This is a genomic window from Rugamonas sp. (assembly GCF_025354735.1).
Classification (GTDB): Bacteria; Pseudomonadota; Gammaproteobacteria; order Burkholderiales; family Burkholderiaceae_D; genus Rugamonas.
This window is the reverse complement of record NZ_JANXMI010000251.1, coordinates 1-19,125: the sequence shown is the minus strand read 5'-3', so window position 1 is coordinate 19,125 and position 19,125 is coordinate 1. Positions and strand designations below refer to the sequence as shown.

Sequence of the window (19,125 nt, the reverse complement as noted above, 5' to 3'; positions counted from 1 at the left end):
AGTTCGTGGCGCACGCACCGGCCGGCCTGACGACGCGACCAATCGTGATTGGCACCGGTCCCTGCGGCATATTCGCGGGACTGATTCTGGCGCAGATGGGATTTCGGCCGATTATCCTGGAGCGCGGCAAGTCGGTACGGGAACGGACCAAGGATACTTTCGGGCTGTGGCGCAAGCGCGAGTTGCATCCCGAGTCGAACGTGCAATTTGGCGAGGGCGGTGCCGGTACGTTTTCCGACGGCAAACTATGGAGCCAGATTAAGGACCCCAAGCATTACGGCCGCAAGGTGTTGATGGAATTCGTCAAGGCGAATGCGCCGGAAGAGATTATGTATGTGAGCAAGCCGCATATCGGTACCTTCCGCCTGGTACAGATGGTGGAAAAGATGCGGGCATCGATCGAAGAATTGGGTGGCGAATTTCGTTTCGAAACCAGGGTCGAGGATTTCGACATTGATGCCGGCAAGATTCGTGGCGTGGTGTTGCAGGATGGCAGGCGCCTCGCCAGCGATCACGTGGTCCTCGCCATCGGTCACAGCGCGCGCGATACCTTCGAAATGCTGCATGCACGCGGCGTTTATCTTGAAGCCAAGCCGTTCTCGCTCGGTTTCCGGATCGAACATCCGCAATCGCTGATCGACAATTGCCGCTTCGGCCCGAGCGCCGGCCACCCGATCCTGGGCGCGGCCGACTACAAGCTGGTGCACCACGCCTCGAACGGCCGCGACGTCTACAGCTTCTGCATGTGCCCGGGCGGCACCGTGGTGGCGGCCGCGTCCGAGCCCGGCCGTGTCGTCACCAACGGCATGAGCCAGTATTCCCGCAATGAACGCAACGCCAACAGCGCCATCGTCGTCGGCATCACGCCGGCCGATTATCCGGGCCATCCTCTGGCCGGCATCGACTTCCAGCGCCGGCTCGAGGAGCGCGCCTACGAACTGGGCGGCGCCAACTACAGCGCGCCGGGCCAGCTGATGGGCGATTTCGTCGCCGGCCGCGCCTCGACCGAGTTCGGCGCCGTCGTGCCGTCCTACAAGCCGGGCGTACACCTGACCGATTTGGCGCAAGCCTTGCCGGACTACGCCGTGACGGCCTTGCGCGAAGCCTTCCCCGCCTTCGACAAGCAGATCAAAGGCTATTTCAAGGCCGACGCCGTGCTGACCGGTATCGAAACGCGCACCTCGTCACCCATCCGCATCAAGCGCCGCGACGATACGCTGCAAAGCCTGAACACGCGCGGCCTGTTCCCGGCCGGCGAAGGCGCCGGATACGCCGGCGGCATTTTGTCGGCCGGCGTGGACGGCATCAAAGTGGCCGAGGCGGTGGCGCTGTCCATGGCCGAATAAGCCCGCAGCGCGCCGCGCCATCCGTCCGGTCGCATCCGGGCGGATTTTTTTGCCCGTTTTTTCGCTCCGCGTTTTCGCCCCGCGTTTTCGCCACGCCGCGCCCATAAAAAAAGCCGCCCAGACGAATCTGGACGGCTTTCACTAGGTGCTGTGGCGGCGCTGGTCAGACCGGCGCCGCCATCGGCACTGCTTAGAAGTTGTAGCTACCGCGCACGTAGAACGCACGGCCGATCACGTCGGCATAACGTGGATCGTAACCAGCCGAGTTACCAGCGACCTGAGCTTGCAGGGTCAGAGGTGGTTTTTTGTCGGTGAAGTTGTGGATGCCTGCAGTAAAGCTCAGAGCCTTGCTGTAGTCATACTTGCCTTGCCAATCCCACGTGGTGTACGAAGGAACATCGAGGCCGGCGAAGTCGACGTCCGACGCGGCAACCGTGCCATTGGCCAGCACCGGATAGATGCCTTCGCCAGCGGAGAACGATTGATCCTTGTAGCCGGACTTGTAGTTGGCAGCGATGGTGTTGGTGAACTTACCGGTTTGCAGCGTGGTGCTCAGGCGCATCTGGGTACGGAACACGACAGCCTGGTCTTCGCCGAACTTGGCCAAGTCGGTGAAGACATCGCCGCCTGGCGAGGTGGTGTAGTCCTGCTTCCATATCCAGGTACCGGTCCATGCCACGTTCAGCTTACCGATAGGCAAGTTGGTGCGATAGCTGTTATCCCAGTCCACGCCCTTGTAGTGCGCAACGCCGCCGTTCAAAGGCGTTTGCTCCAGCGCGATGGTGTTGAAACCAGCCGGGTCGGGGTAGTTGGTCAAGAACAGGAAGGAATACTTCTGTGGATGATCGAAGGCCTCGGCCTGGGCGATACCACTCGAGAGCACCTGGTTGCGGATGGTGACGGACCACAGGTCGGCGCCCAGCGTCAGGCCCTTGACTGGATCGACCACGAAGCCGACCGTCCACTGCTTCGATTTCTCGGGTTTCAGCGCGGTGGCGCCGGTGGTGCCGTTACCGCCGGCGACCAGATCATACTGCGAACTGCCGGCGCCGCACGTGGCCAGGCCAGGGAACGGGCAAGCGAAGCTGCCGGAGCTGCCGGCGTAGGCCAGAGGACCAGCCAGGTCGGTCAGAGCTGGCGCTTTGAAGCCGGTGCCGTAGGCGCCGCGGAACAGCAGGTCTTCATGCGGATTCCAGCGGAAGCTCACTTTGTACGTGGTGCCATGCGAACTTTCGCCGATGGAACCGTTCGGCAGCTTAGGAATCAAGCCGCTGGCGTCGGGCACGGTCGCGAAGATGTCGTTGCTGTGCGCGCGGCCGTAGCTGTCGTAGCGGCCGGAGGCCGTCACTTCCAGCGACTTGATGACAGGGAACAGCCACTCGCCGTACACGCCGCCGTTTTTACGGCTGGTGTCGGAAGGCACGGAACCGTAGGCGCCGCCGATAGGGAAGTCGCCCGAAGCAGGCTGGCCCTGGAAGCCGTTTTGCGACGCGATCAGGTCGTTGTAGCCGATCTTGTAGTGCTGGTAGGAGTAATCCGCACCGACCGACAGGATGGACGTGCCGCCTGGCAGGGTGAAGGTGTCATGCTGGCCGCCGAAGTGCAGCGTGTCCATGTCCGACTCGGTGGTCGAGAACGTGGTGCCGTTGAGCAGCGTCGGCTTGAGCAGGTCGCCGCTCGAACCGCCCAGTGGATCGACGGTGCCGGCCGAAACCAGCGCGTTGAACTTGTCGGAATCGAGGTAACCGCCGGCCGAGATGTCTTTCAGCTGGCTGTGCGACAGGGTCAGGCGGGCGTTGTAGCTCCAACCGCCGAACTGGCCGTCGATACCGGTCGAGAAGTGACGGGCGAAGGTGTCGAAGTCATCCGCGCGGCCGCCGGAGGCGATCGGACGATAGCTCATCTTGATCGGGCCACGGGAACCGCCGGGGTTGGACAGGTCCAGATTGTTCGCGGTCAGGAAGGGCTGGATGTACTTGTTGTACAGGTTGGCGTACTGCGTCGGGCCGATGCCGAGCGGCTGAGCCGGCGGCGCGAACTGGGCGACGACGTCGGTGTCGGACAGGACCAGTTCGGCCCAGGCCGTCGTGTCGGCATTGATCTTGAAGGTGCCTTTGAGCAAACCACTGTCGCGGCTGGTCGAAGGGTTGTCCTGCACGAAGGCGGCGAAGTTGAAGTTGCAATTGCCGCCGGCGGCGACGCCGTCCGAGGCCGGGAAGGCCAGGAACTGCGAGTAACCGTTGCCGCAGTTGCCGTGCGCATTGTAGTAAGGGCTGAACTGATACACCGTCGGCGCCGTGTCTTGCGAGGCGCCGTGCGGAATGGCAGGGATGCTCAGGTTGCCTGGTTCATTGTTCGCGCTGGTGGCGATCTGAACGTATTTCTGGCCCTTGTAGCTGAACGGAATGTAACCGCCGGCACGGGAGAAATCGCGGTCCGTGGCCTGGATGGCGTGCTGGAAGTCGTGGCTGTACGACGCCAGGACGTTGTAACCGTCGGTGTCCAGATTGCCCCAGCCCTTGCTGATGCCGGCGCTGTAGGCGCGGCCACCAGGGTGCTGCGGGGTCTGATTGTTGAAGAAGACGCTGGTGTCGGTCTTGTTTTTCTTCGTGATGAAGTTGACCACGCCGGCGATGGCGTCGGAGCCGTACAGGGCCGAAGCGCCGTCGGTCAGGATTTCAACGCGTTCGATGGCGTCGAGCGGGATGCTTTCCAGGTTGACGGCGAAGCCGCCGCCCTGGGCGTTACCCTGCTGAATAGGCGCCATGCGCTGGCCGTCCAGCAGCACCAGCGTGTATTTCGATTGCAGCGAGTGCAGCGCGGCCGTGGTCGAGCCGCCGCCGCCGGTGTTGATGGAGCTGGCGGCCGGCACGAAACCTTGCATCGCAGGCATGTTCTGCAACAGGTCGGTGACCGAGGTGGCGCCGGTGCGCTTGATATCTTCCTGGGTCAGTACCTGCACTGGCAGCGCGCCTTCCTTGTTGATGCGCTTGATCGACGAACCGGTGATTTCGACGCGCTGGATAGGCGCGGCGGCATCCTGGTCGCCGGCTTGCTGCGCCAGCGCGGTATGCGACATCAAGCCGAAGCCTACTGCAACGCTACCCGAGAACATCAGGCGCAATGAGCGAGACAAGACTGTTTCTTTTGCAATCATTATGACCTCTGATTATTGAATGTTAATCGCCGTCTTTAATCTCAAAGACAACATTTTTATTGCCTCTTAAGCAAAGCTGTCAAACATATTATTAAAAATATTGTTTGATCCAACATGGAATCACTCATTGGTCTTGCATGTCAATTAAGTATGACTCTTTGTTGCATAAATGTGACATAAGAGTGACAGGTTTCCTGGTTCCGGGGTGTGTCCACACAGTATGTTACAAGGGAGGCATGAAAATGGACGGCGGGCGAAAGCAGCGGCGCGATAGCTACTTTTGGTTAAATAAGGCGTGTTAAATCGGCGTCGATGCCGGCACTGCCGGGGATGCTTGCGGGGCGCGGAACGGCCGCGCGGTGGCGCCATCGCGCCGCCGGGATGAAGCGAGGGCTAGAGCCAGCCCGATTTTTTGAACAAGTAGTATAGATAAGTGCACACAGCCAACATCACGCCCAGCGCCGCCGGGTAGCCGTAGGCCCACTCCAGTTCGGGCATGGCCTTGAAGTTCATGCCCCAGATGCCGGCGAAGGCCGACACCACGGCGAAGATCGCGGCCCAGGCCGCCAAGCGCTTGTTCACTTCGCTTTCATCGATGGCCACCATCGACAGATTGACCTGGATGGCGGTGCTGATCATGTCGCGGATGGTGTCGATGGTGCTGTTGATGCGGTACAAATGGTCGTGGACGTCGCGGAAATACTCTTGCGTGTCGCGGCACAGCGTGGGCACGCGGCCGCCGTAGAGTTTACCGACCGCCTCCATCAACGGCGCCACGGCATGGCGCAATATCATGATCTTGCGTTTGAGCTCGTACAGCCGCTCGATGTTGGCGCGCTGCGAGCCGGGGATGAAGATGCGCTCCTCGATCAATTCCAGTTCCGACTCGAAGGCGTCGACCACGGGAAAATAGCGGTCGACGACGGCATCGATGAGGGCGTACAGCACAAAGGCCGGCCCCTGGCTCAGCAGGTTCGGTTCGCGCTCGGCGCGCGCGCGCACGCCGAGAAAGCCCTGGGAACTGCGGTTGCGCACCGACAGCACATAGTTGCGGCCGGCGAAGATGTCGATCTCGCCCAGCGTCAGCTTGCCGTCCACCAGTTCCACCGTCTGCACGACGACGAACAGGGAATCGCCGTATTCCTCGATCTTGGGCCGCTGGTGGCCGCTGCGGGCGTCTTCCACGGCCAGTTCGTGCAGGCCGAACTCGCTCTGCATCACCGACAGCTCGTCGGGCTCGGCGTCGCGCAGCGCGACCCACACAAAGCACTCGGGGCGCTCCACATAATCGCTGATCTGTTCCACCGGAATGTCGGCCAGCTTACGGCCGTCTTGATACGCAACGCAATTAATCAGCATACTCGTCTCACCATAAAAAAAAGCTCTTGGCCTCGTCAGCCAAGAGCTTAACCGATCCCGCGCCGGCGCGGACGCCGTGGACGCCCCCGGGCCTAGTCGTCCTTGGCGCCGTCGATGCCCAGTTCGGCGATCTTGCGCGTGATGGTGTTGCGGCCTATGCCCAGACGCACGGCGGCGTCGTTCTTGCGGCCGTGCGTGTGCTTGAGCGCGGTGCGGATCAGGGCCGATTCGAACTGGCGGCCGAGCACGCCCATGACTTCCTGCTGGCCGCTGCTGAGCATGCTGGCCGCCTGCAATTCCAGCAACGCCAGCCAGCCGTCCGGCGAGGCGGCGGCGGCTTCCGGCGCCGCCGTCAGCGACACCGTGCCGTGATGGGCGCCGGCGCCGCTGTCGGGCGGCGGCGCGTGGCCGGGCTGGTCCAGGCCCTGGCCCTGGGTCAGTTCCAGCGGCAAATCCTTCACTTCCACCGTTTGCCCCGGCGCCATCACCGTGATCCAGTTGCACAGGTTTTCCAGCTGCCGCACATTGCCCGGCAAGTCGAGGCCGCTGAGGAATTGCAGCGTGGAGTCGCTCATGCGCTTTGCTTCCACACCCAGCTGCTTGGCGCTCTGCACCAGGAAATGGCGCACCAAAATGGGGATATCCTCGCGCCGCTCCCTCAAACTGGGCAGCCGCAGCCGGATCACATTGAGGCGGTGGTACAAGTCTTCGCGGAACAGGCCGTCGCGCACGCGCTGTTCCAGGTTCTGGTGGGTGGCCGTGATGACGCGCACATTGGCCTTGAGCGGCTGGTGGCCGCCGACCCGGTAGAAGTGGCCGTCGGACAGCACGCGCAGCAGCCGCGTCTGCAAATCGAAGGGCATGTCGCCGATTTCATCGAGGAACAGGGTGCCGTTCTCGGCCTGCTCGAAGCGGCCGCGGCGCGTGGTCTGGGCGCCCGTGAAAGCGCCGCGCTCGTGGCCGAACAATTCCGATTCCAGCAAATCCTTGGGGATGGCGGCCGTGTTGAGGGCGATGAAGGGCTGGGCCGCGCGCGGGCTGTGCTTGTGCAGCGCGCGCGCCACCAACTCCTTGCCGGTGCCGGACTCGCCGGTGATGAGCACCGTCACATTCGACTGCGACAGGCGGCCGATGGCGCGGAACACTTCCTGCATGGCCGGCGCCTGGCCGAGGATTTCCGGCGTTTCCGACGGGCCCGACTCGACGCTCGTTTCGCGCAGGCTCTCGTCGAGGGCGCGCCGGATCAGCTCGACGGCCTTGTCGATGTCGAACGGTTTCGCCAGGTATTCGAAGGCGCCGCCCTGGAAGGCGGCGACGGCCGAGTCGAGGTCGGAAAACGCCGTGATGATAATGACCGGCAAGCCCGGAAAGCGCGACTTGACCAGTTGCAGCAAGTCCAGGCCGGAATCGCCCGGCATGCGGATGTCCGACACCAGCACCTGCGGCGTCTCGAATTCGAGCGCGGCGATGGCGTCGCGCGCGTTGGCAAAACTTTTGGTGGCCAGATTTTCACGGGCCAGCGCTTTTTCCAGTACCCAGCGGATCGATTCGTCGTCGTCAACTATCCAGATTGGCTTCATGTGTTATGTGTATCCCGCGGATGGATCATCAATCAAGGGACTCGGCGACAGCAGCGGCGGCCAGCGCTTATGGCAATGGCAGCAAGATCCTGAAGTCCGTGTATCCAGGCCGGCTCTCGCATTCGATGACGCCCATGTGCTGATGCACGAAGGTTTGCGCCAAGGTCAGGCCCAGGCCGCTGCCACCATCCCGCCCCGACACCAGCGGGTAGAAAATGCGATCGCGGATCTGGGGCGAGATGCCCGGTCCATTGTCGATGATATGCAAGTCTAATGCCAGGCCATAACGGACCTTGGTCAGCGTCACCTGGCGCGCCACGCGGGTCTTGAAAGTGAGCTGGGCGTCGCCGGCGATGATGCGCTGCGACAGCGCCTGGGCGGCGTTGTGCGCGATGTTGAGCACGGTCTGGATCAGCTGTTCCTTGTCGCCCCGGAACTCGGGGATGGAGGCGTCGTAATCGCGCAAGATGGTCAGCCCGGCCGGGAATTCGGCCAGGATCAGGCTGCGCACGCGTTCGCACACCTCATGGATGTTGACGTCGCCGACGATGTGCGGCCGGCGGTGCGGCGCCAGCAGGCGGTCGACCAGCGTTTGCAGGCGGTCGGCCTCCTTGATGATGACCTGTGTGTATTCGCGCAACTGGCCCAGGTGCAGGGCCGGCAACTCCATTTCCAGCAACTGGGCCGCGCCGCGGATGCCGCCCAGCGGATTCTTGATCTCGTGCGCCAGGTTGCGGATCAGCTCCTTGTTGACCTGGCTCTGGTCGAGGATGCGCTCCTCGCGCTCGAGCTTGATGTGCTGCTGGTTTTCGCGCAGCTCGATGAGCAAGCCGTCGTGCGGATCGTCGAGCGCCGACACGATGCTGTGCACGTGCAGCGGGTCGCGGCCGGCGCGCTCGAGCGTCAGGTCCTGGCGCAGGTCGGCGAAGCGGTGCTCGCGGGCCTGGGCGCAGATGTTCTCGAGCTCGTCGGAATTGAGGAATTGCGCGGCCAGCTTTTGGCGCGACAGCGCCTTGAGCGAGCTTTCCAGCAGGTTTTCGGCCGCCGCGTTGGCGTAGGTGATCTTGCCCTGGCCGTCGAGCAGGACGACGGCCGAGGCCAGCAAGTCCAGCCCGGCCAGCGCCTGCGGCCGCGCGATGGCGGCCGCCGCGCGGGCGATATTGGTCATATTGGTGACTAAACTCATGGTGGCACTCCCTGGTGTTCGTTGGCGTGCGCAGGCGGCGCAGCGTGCAATCTATCAGCGGATATTGGCGATCTCGCGCTTGAGGGCTTCCACATTCTTTTCCGAACGGCTGATGTCGACGCGCAGCTGCGCCAGCCGCTCCTGGTATTTGGCGTAGTTGCGCTCGTCGCCGCGCCGCTCCGGCTCGCCGTTGTTGAATTCCTTGCGCAAGTCGGCCAGCTTTTGCAGCTCGGCGTTGAGCTCGTCGGTCAGGATGGCGCGTCGGTCGCTGTCGCGGGCGCGCTGCTCGGCGCCGTCGACGCGCGGAAAGTCGCCCGGCGGCGGCGGTGCGGCGGCGGCGGCGCGCGGTCCCGCCTGCGGCTTGCGCACCGGCGCCGAAATCGCGCCCGGCACATCGAGCGCCTTGCAATTATTGTTCTTGTTGGTGTCGGTCAGTTCCTTGTGGCCGTTGGCGTCCACGCACAGGTAAATCTGGGCCGTGGCGGGCCGGGCGGCGAGCGCCAGCGCCGTGGCCAGTCCCAGCGCGGCCATGCATCGTGTGAAGCGAGTTGTCATTCAATATCCATCGAGAGCGTCAGTCCATCCCGAATATACAACATCCAAAGAAAAACGCGAGGAAAGCCTGAGCCCCCTCGCGTTCCAGCGCCATATCGCGCCATGCTGGTGCCACCGCGCCGGCGAACCGGCGCCGCCGCTTACAGCGAGTAGTACATGTCGAACTCGACCGGATGGGTCGTCATGCGCATGCGCTGCACGTCTTGCATTTTCAGTTCGATGTAGGCATCGATCATCGAATCGCTGAAGACGCCGCCACGGGTCAGGAACTCGCGGTCCTTGTTCAGGCTGTCCAAAGCTTCTTCCAGCGACGAGCAGACGGTCGGAATCAGCGCGTCTTCCTCAGGCGGCAAATGGTAGAGATCCTTCGAGGCGGCTTCGCCCGGATGGATCTTGTTCTGGATGCCGTCCAGGCCGGCCATCAGCAGCGCGGCGAAGCACAGGTAGACGTTGGCCAGCGGGTCCGGGAAGCGGGTTTCGATGCGGCGGCCTTTTGGATTGGCCACGTGCGGGATGCGGATCGAGGCCGAACGGTTGCGGGCCGAGTAAGCCAGCTTGACCGGCGCTTCGAAGCCCGGCACCAGACGCTTGTAGGAGTTGGTGCCCGGATTGGTGATGGCGTTGAGGGCCTTGGCGTGCTTGATGATGCCGCCGATGTAGTACAGCGCCGTGTCCGACAGGCCGGCATAGCCGTCGCCGGCGAACAGGTTGACGCCGTCCTTCCAGATCGACTGGTGCACGTGCATGCCGGAACCGTTGTCGCCGACGATGGGCTTGGGCATGAAGGTGGCGGTCTTGCCGTAGCTGTGGGCCACGTTCCAGACCACGTATTTCAGGTTCTGGGTCCAGTCGGCGCGCTCGACCAGGGTCGAGAACTTGGTGCCGATTTCATTCTGGCCGGCGCCGGCCACTTCGTGGTGGTGCACTTCGACCGGGATGCCCAGCGATTCGAGGATCAGACACATTTCCGAACGCATGTCCTGGAACGAGTCGACCGGCGGCACCGGGAAATAGCCGCCCTTGACGGTAGGACGGTGGCCGCTGTTGCCGCCTTCGAGCTTTTCGCCGGTCGACCACGACGCTTCGTCGGAATCGATCTTGACGAAGCAGCCCGACATGTCGATTCTCCAGCGCACGCTGTCGAAGATGAAGAATTCCGGCTCCGGGCCGAAGTAGGCGGTGTCGCCCATGCCCGACGATTTCAGATAGGCTTCGGCGCGCTTGGCGATCGAGCGCGGGTCGCGGTCGTAGCCCTTGCCGTCGGACGGCTCGATCACGTCGCACTGCATGAACAGCGTCGTTTCTTCCATGAAGGGATCGATATTGGCCGTGTTCGGGTCCGGCAGCAAGATCATGTCCGACGCTTCGATACCCTTCCAGCCGGCGATCGAGGAGCCGTCGAACGCGTGGCCGGACTCGAATTTGTCGATGTCGAAGTGCGACACCGGCACGGTGACGTGCTGTTCTTTACCACGGGTGTCGGCAAAACGGAAATCAACGAATTTGACTTCGTTGTCCTTGACCATCTTCAATACTTCTGCGGCTGTCATTGCCATGCGTTTCTCCTAAGAAATGTGTGGGTAGGCCGGACGGCGACGGATGGTGGTGCACACCGCACCAGAAACGACCTGAGCTCGTAACAAAAATAAGCAGAATCTGTGCCAGCCTAAACTTGCGCGCCGCGACAACAACGCGCTAGCATCATGCAGACAAAAGATTCTAAAATCGACAGCGTGGCCTAATTGGCTTTATGTACACAAGATTAATACCGCACAACAACGGTGCAATCAATCAAATTCGCACTGATTTTGTGCATTTTCTTTCAAAGTGGAAAATTTGCATGGTATTGGTGCGCGCCGCGCATCGACATCGTGCCCATCTATAATAAACGTGAATCTTTCCGGGAGCGATATGAACACGCGCGATGAACTATTGACCGCGGCCCGAGGCCGCAACCAAGGCTGGCCCTACGCCGGCGCCGTCACGCCGCAGGAAGCCCATGAGCTGATCGGGCTGGACGCCGGCGTGCTGTTGATCGACGTGCGCACCAACGCCGAGCGTGACTGGGTGGGCCGGGTCGCCATCCCCGAGGCCCAGCATGGCGCGGTGCAGTGGAACACGTATCCGGGCGGCGCCGTCAATCCCGACTTCATGACGCAACTGCAGGCGACGGCGCGGCCGGACCAGGTGCTGCTGTTCCTGTGCCGCTCCGGCGTGCGCTCGCGCCACGCGGCCAAGCTGGCGACCGAGCATGGCTACCAGCACTGCTACGACATCCTCGGCGGTTTCGAGGGCGACAAGGATGCGGACGGCCACCGCAAGCAGGTCGGCGGCTGGTGCAAGGCCGGCTTGCCGTGGCTGGGGGCGTGACGGCGAGGCCGATGTTGGGGGCCGCAAACTAAACCGGGGTCAGAGCCCGATGGCCGGGCCGCGTGCGCATCGGCGCTCAAACCGCGCAATCCACACGCCTAGGTCCATACGCGTCCATACGCGTCCATACCGCTACGCCGCTACGCCGGCAGCGCCTGCGGAGCGTCGGCCACGCCGTCGGCCATCAGTCCGAGCACGCGCTGCCGCACGAAGTTGATATGGCTGCGCAAGCCGTACAGCCCGTCCGCGAACGACAGCGGCACCGACACCTGGTTGACCAGTTCCTCGATTTCATCGAGCCGCCGCAGCTGCGCCGCGTAAATCTCGGCGCGGCGCGCGTCCGGCACATCCTCCAGCGCCTGCTCGACCGTGCGCAGCTGGCCGTACCAGCGGTACACGCGCGAGCGGATACGCCACACATACAGCGGCGGCACCACTTTCGACAGCGGCAGCAGCAGCGCGCCGAACGCCACCACCAGCACCCACATGCGGTCGAAGAAATTGGCCAGCCAGAAGCTGCCTATATAACGCTGCAACAAGGGCGGACCATCCTTGTAAAACTTGGCCGCCTCGGCCGCCACCGGTATCTCGGTGTAGCGCGCCGACGGGAACTGGCCCTGCTGCTGGAACCAGCCGGCGCCGCCGTGTATGGTGCTGGCCGCCTGCACGAACAAGTCGATCAGCGACGGATGGAGGTCGGCGCGCGCGACCAGGGTGGCGGTCGGCGCGATCAGGTTGTAATCGACGTCGGGGATGTTGCGGCCCAGGTCGACGATCCCCTGCGGCAGCACCACGTGCGTCAAAAACGGCAGCTTGCGCGCGTAGGCCTCGGCCTGGATGAAGTCGAACAGCTTGATGCCCGGCGTTTGCAGCAGCATCTGGATCAGCGGCGCTTCCGGCGCCGACGTGAAGACGAGGCCGTCGATGCGCCCTTCCAGCAGCTCGACCGTGGCCGGCGTGTTGGCCAGCGCGCCCAGCGTCAGGTCGGCCGGCTCGACGCCGTTCAGCGCCAGCACCTGCTTGAACAGCCGAGGCGCGCCCGCGCCCCTGGGGCCGACGTTGATTTTCATGCCCTTGAGCTGCGACAGCTGCGTGATCGGATGGGCCTTGGTCTCGCGCAGGAACAGCCACACCGGCTCGGTGAACAGGCTGCCCAGCGACACCAGGCCTTCGCGCTCGGCCTTGGCCTCGTCGGTCGAACCGCTCTGCACGAACGCCATGTCGACTTCGCCGTGCTTGAGCCGGTGCAGATTCTCGCCCGAGCCGGCCGACGGTTTCAGCGTCACCTGGATGCCGTGCTTGGCCAGCGCGGCCGCGTACTGCTTGCCGAATTCTTCGTAGGCGCTGTTTTCCTGGCCGGTCGACAAGGTCACGTGGCGCGGGGGCGTCGGGTCGACGACCACATAGGCGATGGCGCAGACGGCCACCAGCGCCAGCAGCGTGGGGCCGGCGGTGACGATCAGGTCGCGGAAGGAAAAGCGGCTGAAGCGGCTCAGCTGCAAAAATTTGGACATGGAGTGGCGCATAGGTTTCATGGCCCGTACGATGCCAACAAATGGACAACTATGCAAGCGCGGCGCGACGGCGGCGTGACGTCGAGCGACGGCGGCGTGACTTCGGAGTCAAGGCCGGGGTCAGCCCCCCGCCACAGCGCGGCGGCCGTGGCCAGCGCCACCCCGGCGCGGTCCGACCCCGATTCCGGGACCGCCGCTCAGCTACCGCAGGCGCGCAGCGCCGCCACCGCCGCCGGGCGGGCGGCGCCGACCGCCTTGGCCGCGACCACGCCATCGCCGGCCTGGCTGACGCTGTCGACCAGCAGCGGCTTGCCGGCCGCCGGCGCCGGATGCGGCGCGTTCGGTTCGATCAGCGGCATCAGGCTGGGCGCCAGCACCACCAGCAGCTGCACCGGCAGCGCGCTGGTGAAATCGTAGTTCTTCGATTCCGGCCCGCGCACATAGGCCGTCATGCTGCCGAAGAAGCGCTCGCCGATGTTGAACACGAAGGTGGCCGAGCGGTTCACATAGCGCGACTCGATCAGCCGGCCGCCGGCGGCGAAGATGTCGAAGCGCTGGTCGCCGGTGCCGGTCTTGCCGCCGACCGGTATGACGGTGCCGTCCGACTGCACGAAGGCCATGCGGGCGCGCTTGGCCGTGCCGTCCGACACCACGCCGCGGATCGCGTCGGCCACCGTGCGCGCCACTTCCGGCGCGATGACCTGCTCGCTGTTGATGACGGGCGCGCGCGTGACCATGGTGTCGTAGGGCGTGCCGGCGGCGAAGTGCAGCGAGGCGATGCGCTCGCTCGGCTTGCGCACGCCGCCGTTGACGATGATGCCCATCAGCTCGGCCAGCGCGGCCGGACGGTCGGCCGACGCCCCCAGCGTCGTCGCGTACGACGGCACCAGCGAATCGAAGGGATAGCCCATCTTCTTCCACTGCTTGTGGATTTCCATGAAGCCCTCCACCTCCAGCAGGCCGACGATGCGCTTGTCCTGCGCGTGCTTGCGGTGGGTCTTGAACAGCCACTGGTACACTTCCTGGCGCTGCTTGTCGCTGGCCGCCGTCATCTGCGACAGCGTGGCGTCCTTGTGCGCGCGCAGGTAGGCCACCATCCACAGTTCCAGCGGGTGGATGCTGGCCAGGTAGCCGCGATCGGCCAGCGACCACTGCTCGATGCCGTACTGGCCATACAGCTTCTCGACGCGTTCCGGTTCGACCTCGTTCTGCGACGGCAGATACGCTTGCAGGAAGGCGCCGAACTGCTCCAGCGTCCCTTCCGGATACAGGGTGCGGTAGATGACGGCCAGGCGCACCGGCGTCGAACGGACATTGGCCAGCAGCGTCTTTTGCTGCTCGTCCCAGTCCTTGCCCTTGTACTTGGCGTAGAAGCGGTTGAGGAATTCGCGCCCCTCCTTGTCGGCGAAGCGGGCCAGGTACTGGGCGCGGCGCGGGTCGTCGGCGTCGGCCAGCAACGAGGCCGACGAGCCCGGCGACTGGAACATGTAGAACTTGGCGACGTCGCGCATCAGGCGCACGAACACCAGATTGGTCGAGTGGCGCAGCGCCTCGGTCACGGTGAGGATTTTGCCGTTGTCGTCCTTGGAGAAATTGCCGAAGTGGTGCAGGCCGCCGCCGGTGAAGAAGCCCTCGCCCGGATTGCCCGAATACTTGCGCTCCATGGCCGCGTCCAGCATGGGCTTGAGCTCGCGGCCCCGGCCCACCGGCAGCGCCTTGAAGTATTCAATGGCCCACTGTGAAATGTGGTCTTGCGGATCGACCACGACCTGGCCCAGCTCTCCCTTGTCCATGGCACCGTACTTGGTGTGCAGCTGGTCGACGATGTCGAGGTAGGTGACCAGCGTGCGCAGCTTGGCGGTCGAGCCGAGGTCGAGCTTGGCGCCCTCGTTGATGTCGAGCGGCTGGTCGAAATTATCGGTTTGCAGGCGCAGGTAGTTCGACTCCTTGCCCTTTTCCAGCAAAGTGAAGCTGTAGACCACGCGCGAGGGGTCGCCGTTGCCCAGCATGCCCTTGCCGGTCAGGCCGGCGGCCTTGGCCATGTCGGGGTCGCGCAGGTCGCGCAGCACTTGCGTGACGGCGCGCTGGGCTTGCGCGTCCAGCGTGCTGACGACGCTCAAGTCCAAACGATCTAAATTATATAAACGATTATCGCCCAGCAGGCTGGCCAGGTGGACCCGCACCGCGTTCGAGGCCTTGCGCGTGACGAAGGTCTGGACCGGCGTCGGCGGCACGCCGGTGCCCAGGGCCGGATGCAGCTTGACGGCCAGCGCCGCGTCGCGCAGGGCCGGCGGGATCACGCCGGCCTGGGCCAGCAGGCGCAGATGGGAGTTGGCCAGCGTTTCGAGGTCGGCCTCGCCGTCGCCCAGATAATAGGTGGGGCGGCGCTGCGCGATCATCAGGCTGAGCGCCTCCTTGAAGGCCAGCGCGCTGTCGGGCTGGTCGAGCTTGCCGCCCAGCAGGCGGTTGACCTCGGCGAAATCGCGGCCGTACCACACCCACATGCCGTCGCCGACGCCGTTCACTTCGCCGTAACCGGTCTTGGCCGACAGCGGCACCGTGTTCAGGTAGTCGACGACGATCTGATGCCGCACGGCCGAGGTGTCCTCGCCCTGCTGATAGGCGCGCAGGGTGGCCGAGATCATCTGCTGCAATTTATCCTTGAGCGAGCTGGTGCGGCCTTCCGGCGAGTGGCGGTATTTTTCGATCTGCGTGGCCAGCGTGCTGCCGCCGGCCGGGCGGTGGCCGCCGCTGACGGTGCTGACGGTTTTTTCCAGGATCGCCTTGCTGAGCCGGTCCCACTCGACGGCCGGATTGCGCTTGGGATGGCGGTTGTCGAGCAGCTCGCGGTTTTCGATGAACAGCAGGCTGCTCACCAGCAGCGCCGGCACCTCGCCGAAGCGGCCGTAGACGCGCTCCGGGTAGCTGGCCGCGAACAGCGGCTCGGCGCGGCAATCGCTGATCTGCAAGCCGGTCTTGGTCTTTTCGCGGTAGGTCGCGAACACGCCCATGTCGGCCAGCTCGACCATCTTGGGCGAGAAGCGCGCCTGCGCGCTCACCGTGTAATCCTTGGCCTTGAGCTTGCCCAGATAATCGGGCAGGCTGGCGTAGCCCAGGCGCTCGTCGTAGGGGCTGTCCTTCGGGAAGCGGATGGCCGAACTCGGTCCCGGCTCGACTTTATAACTGAGCTTGCCGACCAGGCCGGAGAAGTAGCGCGCCTGCAGGTTCGACGTCTGCACCTCGTGCGCGCCCCACCAGACCAGCAGCGACAGGGCCACCAGCAGCACCATGATGAAGGCGTTGCGGGTGCGCTTGCTGGGGGTGGGCTCGGACGGCGGCGGCGCGGCCGGCTGGGCGTGCGCCAGGTGGACTTCATCCCTGGCCAGCGGCGGCACGGCGCGCAGATGGCGGCCACGGCCGTAGCCCATGGCGGCGGCGCTGGCGCGCAATTTGCGCACCGCGCGCACAACAATACGGGGCCGGCGGAAACGTCGATTGCTTAACATACCTGAACCCATGATCTTGAAACTACATCGTTGCTTGTCAAACTGACTGCCACCCGCCGAGTACGAAAGGCCCGCACGCGATACGATCTGGAGTGAGTGCCGTCGTGATCTTTACCGCCGCCCTGCCGTTCACCGCTCACCGTTCACCGCGCCGTCCAACGCATACCGGCCTGCCATCCATTCCACCACAACGGCAGCGCGGCGACGGGACACCACGCAGAAAAAATTTGCCGGGCGGCCCTTTTTCGCAAAAAAACAACGGCATTCCACCGCGCGATGGAACGCCGCCCGTGCCGCCACAGCCCATGCCGCGCCCGCTTAAAAGGCCAGATACTCTACATTCAAACGCTGAAGTTCGGCGCACATGTGGGCGTAAGCCTGGGCCGTCTGCCGCGGCTCGCCCTTGACGCCCAGCTCGATGTGGCGACGCGTGTGGGCGTCGCCCACGCTCGGCAGGCTGAACACTTTCACGCGCGGGAAGCGCGCCTCGATCGCCACCATCAGCGGCGTGATCGCCGACTCCGCCGTCTCATAAACGAGCACGGCCTGCTCGACGCGCGGCTCGCGGTTGAACAGGTCGGCGTAATGGGTGTCGAGCGCCCATTCGATCATCGGCCACGCCATCACCGGAAAACCGGGCACGAAGTAATGCCGGCGCAGCGCGAAGCCGGCGATGTTGTTGTAGGGGTTGGGGATCAGCGCCGCCCCTTCGGCGAACTCCGCCATCTTGAGGCGGTGCAGGTTTTCGGCCGACGTCAAGTCGGCTTCCTGGCCCGCTTCGCGGCCCATTTGCAGAATGCGCTGCTCGATGTTGTGTTTGCCCTGCGGGTGCAGGACCAGCGGCAGGCCCAGCGCGTCGGCCGCCGCCTGGCGCGTGTGGTCGTCCGGCGTGGCGCCGATGCCGCCGCAGCAGAACACGATGTCGTCGCCGCCGAAGGTGCGCCGGAGCGTGGCCGTGATGCGGGCCGGATCGTCGCCCAGCACTTCAGCCCAGCCCAGCTGCAAGCCGCGCGCGGCCAGCAGTTGCACCACTTTCGGAAAGTGCTGGTCGGTGCGTCGGCCCGACAGGATTTCGTCGCCGATGATGATGAGTCCGATGGTCATGGCTGGTCTCTATGTCTATATATCAGTCTGCGTCAGGAAAGCGCTGGCGTCGGCGTCGGCTTCGGATTCGGCGCGCAGCCGCGCCAGCGCCGCCAGACAATAATACTCAAACCACAAGCCGGTGAAGATAAATATCAGCACATACAGCCAGATCGAGGCCGCCGCCAGGAAGGGGAAGAACACCACCGACAGCACGGTGCCGCCCAGCCACAGCGCGCCGGGTATCGCGCCGGCCGCGCCGGAGACGACGCCGATGGCCAGCAGCGGCCAGCGGTGGCGCCGGCGCAGCTCGACACGCTCGTCGACGCTGGCGTAGGCGGCCAGCGCATCGTAGCTCATCACGCGGCAAGTCAGCCAGCCCCACAGCAGCACCTGCGCCACCAACGCCGCCGGCGGAAAGACGTACAGCTGCAGCGTCGCCAGCCAGGCCAGGGCGAAGACCGCAAAGGCGGCCAGCGCCGTGCCTACGCTGCCGAGCACGCTGCCGCCGCGCTTCTGTTCCAGCTGCCGGTAATGGCGGCGGCCGACGTGGCGCACGATGACCGGCATGGCGGCCACGCCGATGAAGATCAGCGCCGTCAATATCATCAAGGGCAGCAGCAACAGCATGGCGATCAGCGGCACGACGACGGTCTTGAACATGCCCAGGCCGAGCGAGGTCAACAGGCTGCTGCTGGCCCGGAAGGCGTCGTGCTGCACGAACTGCGCCTGTACGGCGTCGATCAGCGCTTGCAAGCCGAGATACAGCAGGCCGGCCCACAGCGCCACCGACAGCAGGAAGGGCAGCACGCTCAGCAACAGCATCTTGCCGTGCAGCTGGGACAGCACGGCGCGGCCGTAAGCATGGATCAGCGCGCCCATCAGTTCAGTTTTTTCCGTATCGTCGTCATCGTCGTCATCGTCGTCATCGTCGCTATCGCACTCGTTCTGGCCCGCGCACCGCGCGCCGCCCATTCTAAGGGCAAACCGGCCGTCAATGGCGCTTTGCCACGGCTTGCTCTACAATTCAGGATTCAGCCATCCCGTCCTCAAAGGAACATCATGACCACCATCACCACCGAATCCGGCCTGCAATATATCGACGCAGTCGTCGGCGAAGGCGAAGTCGCCAAAGCCGGCCAGAACGTCACCGTCCACTACACCGGCTGGCTGCGCAACGACGACGGCAGCAAGGGCGCGAAATTCGATTCGAGCAAGGACCGCAACGACCCCTTCGAATTCGCCCTCGGCGCCGGCATGGTCATCCGCGGCTGGGACGAAGGCGTGCAAGGCATGCAGATCGGCGGCACCCGCCAGCTGATTATCCCGTCGGAACTGGGCTACGGTTCGCGCGGCGCCGGCGGCGCGATTCCACCGAACGCGACGCTGATCTTCGACGTCGAACTGCTGGGCGTTTAAGACCATGGTCCGGGCCGCTTTGGCGTGGTGCGCGGCGGCGACGCTGCTGG

13 protein-coding genes are annotated in these 19,125 nt (G+C 64.3%); 3 read left to right on the top strand and 10 right to left on the bottom strand.

Annotated elements, in window-relative coordinates:
* Positions 1–1,346, top strand: a 1,346-nt coding sequence (locus Q0S71_RS20785) for an NAD(P)/FAD-dependent oxidoreductase (protein ID WP_295999953.1), incomplete at its 5' end; no start/stop codon positions are given.
* Positions 1,347–1,536: 190 nt separating this feature from the next.
* Here Q0S71_RS20785 and Q0S71_RS20780 read toward each other — a convergent pair.
* The 6 genes from Q0S71_RS20780 to glnA form a co-directional block, all read right to left on the bottom strand.
* Positions 1,537–4,482 (bottom strand): TonB-dependent receptor, encoded by a 2,946-nt coding sequence (locus tag Q0S71_RS20780; RefSeq protein ID WP_295999952.1) that lies wholly within the window; start codon positions 4,480–4,482, stop codon positions 1,537–1,539.
* Between the two features lie 414 nt (positions 4,483–4,896).
* Complete coding sequence (gene corA / locus Q0S71_RS20775) at positions 4,897–5,862, bottom strand: magnesium/cobalt transporter CorA (RefSeq protein ID WP_295999951.1); 966 nt, start codon at positions 5,860–5,862, stop codon at positions 4,897–4,899.
* Positions 5,863–5,954: 92 nt separating this feature from the next.
* Complete coding sequence (gene ntrC, locus Q0S71_RS20770) at positions 5,955–7,442, bottom strand: nitrogen regulation protein NR(I) (protein ID WP_295999950.1); 1,488 nt, start codon at positions 7,440–7,442, stop codon at positions 5,955–5,957.
* Positions 7,443–7,509: 67 nt separating this feature from the next.
* Positions 7,510–8,610, bottom strand: a complete 1,101-nt coding sequence (glnL, locus tag Q0S71_RS20765) for a nitrogen regulation protein NR(II) (protein WP_295999956.1) — start codon at positions 8,608–8,610, stop codon at positions 7,510–7,512.
* A gap of 72 nt (positions 8,611–8,682) precedes the next feature.
* Positions 8,683–9,183 (bottom strand): DUF4124 domain-containing protein, encoded by a 501-nt coding sequence (locus Q0S71_RS20760; protein ID WP_295999949.1) that lies wholly within the window; start codon positions 9,181–9,183, stop codon positions 8,683–8,685.
* Positions 9,184–9,323: 140 nt separating this feature from the next.
* On the bottom strand, positions 9,324–10,739 hold the full coding sequence (glnA, locus tag Q0S71_RS20755) for a type I glutamate--ammonia ligase (protein ID WP_295999948.1): 1,416 nt from the start codon (positions 10,737–10,739) through the stop codon (positions 9,324–9,326).
* A 355-nt stretch (positions 10,740–11,094) separates the two neighbouring features.
* Between glnA and Q0S71_RS20750 the strand changes: the two genes are divergently transcribed.
* Entirely contained in the window at positions 11,095–11,553 is a 459-nt protein-coding gene (locus tag Q0S71_RS20750) for a rhodanese-like domain-containing protein (RefSeq protein WP_295999947.1), read from the top strand.
* Between the two features lie 140 nt (positions 11,554–11,693).
* Here Q0S71_RS20750 and Q0S71_RS20745 read toward each other — a convergent pair whose 3' ends face one another.
* From Q0S71_RS20745 to Q0S71_RS20730, 4 genes are all read right to left on the bottom strand, one after another.
* Complete coding sequence (locus tag Q0S71_RS20745) at positions 11,694–13,067, bottom strand: TAXI family TRAP transporter solute-binding subunit (protein ID WP_295999946.1); 1,374 nt, start codon at positions 13,065–13,067, stop codon at positions 11,694–11,696.
* Between the two features lie 197 nt (positions 13,068–13,264).
* Positions 13,265–16,357 carry a transglycosylase domain-containing protein gene (locus tag Q0S71_RS20740; protein WP_295999955.1) on the bottom strand — a complete coding sequence of 1,031 codons (3,093 nt, stop codon included), beginning with the start codon at positions 16,355–16,357 and terminating at the stop codon, positions 13,265–13,267.
* A gap of 534 nt (positions 16,358–16,891) precedes the next feature.
* Positions 16,892–17,677, bottom strand: coding sequence for a molybdopterin-binding protein (locus tag Q0S71_RS20735; protein ID WP_295999945.1), 786 nt, complete (start codon positions 17,675–17,677; stop codon positions 16,892–16,894).
* Positions 17,678–17,692: 15 nt separating this feature from the next.
* Complete coding sequence (locus Q0S71_RS20730) at positions 17,693–18,538, bottom strand: EI24 domain-containing protein (RefSeq protein WP_295999954.1); 846 nt, start codon at positions 18,536–18,538, stop codon at positions 17,693–17,695.
* A gap of 180 nt (positions 18,539–18,718) precedes the next feature.
* Between Q0S71_RS20730 and Q0S71_RS20725 the strand changes: the two genes are divergently transcribed.
* Complete coding sequence (locus tag Q0S71_RS20725; protein WP_295999944.1) at positions 18,719–19,075, top strand: FKBP-type peptidyl-prolyl cis-trans isomerase; 357 nt, start codon at positions 18,719–18,721, stop codon at positions 19,073–19,075.
* Positions 19,076–19,125: the final 50 nt, after the last annotated feature.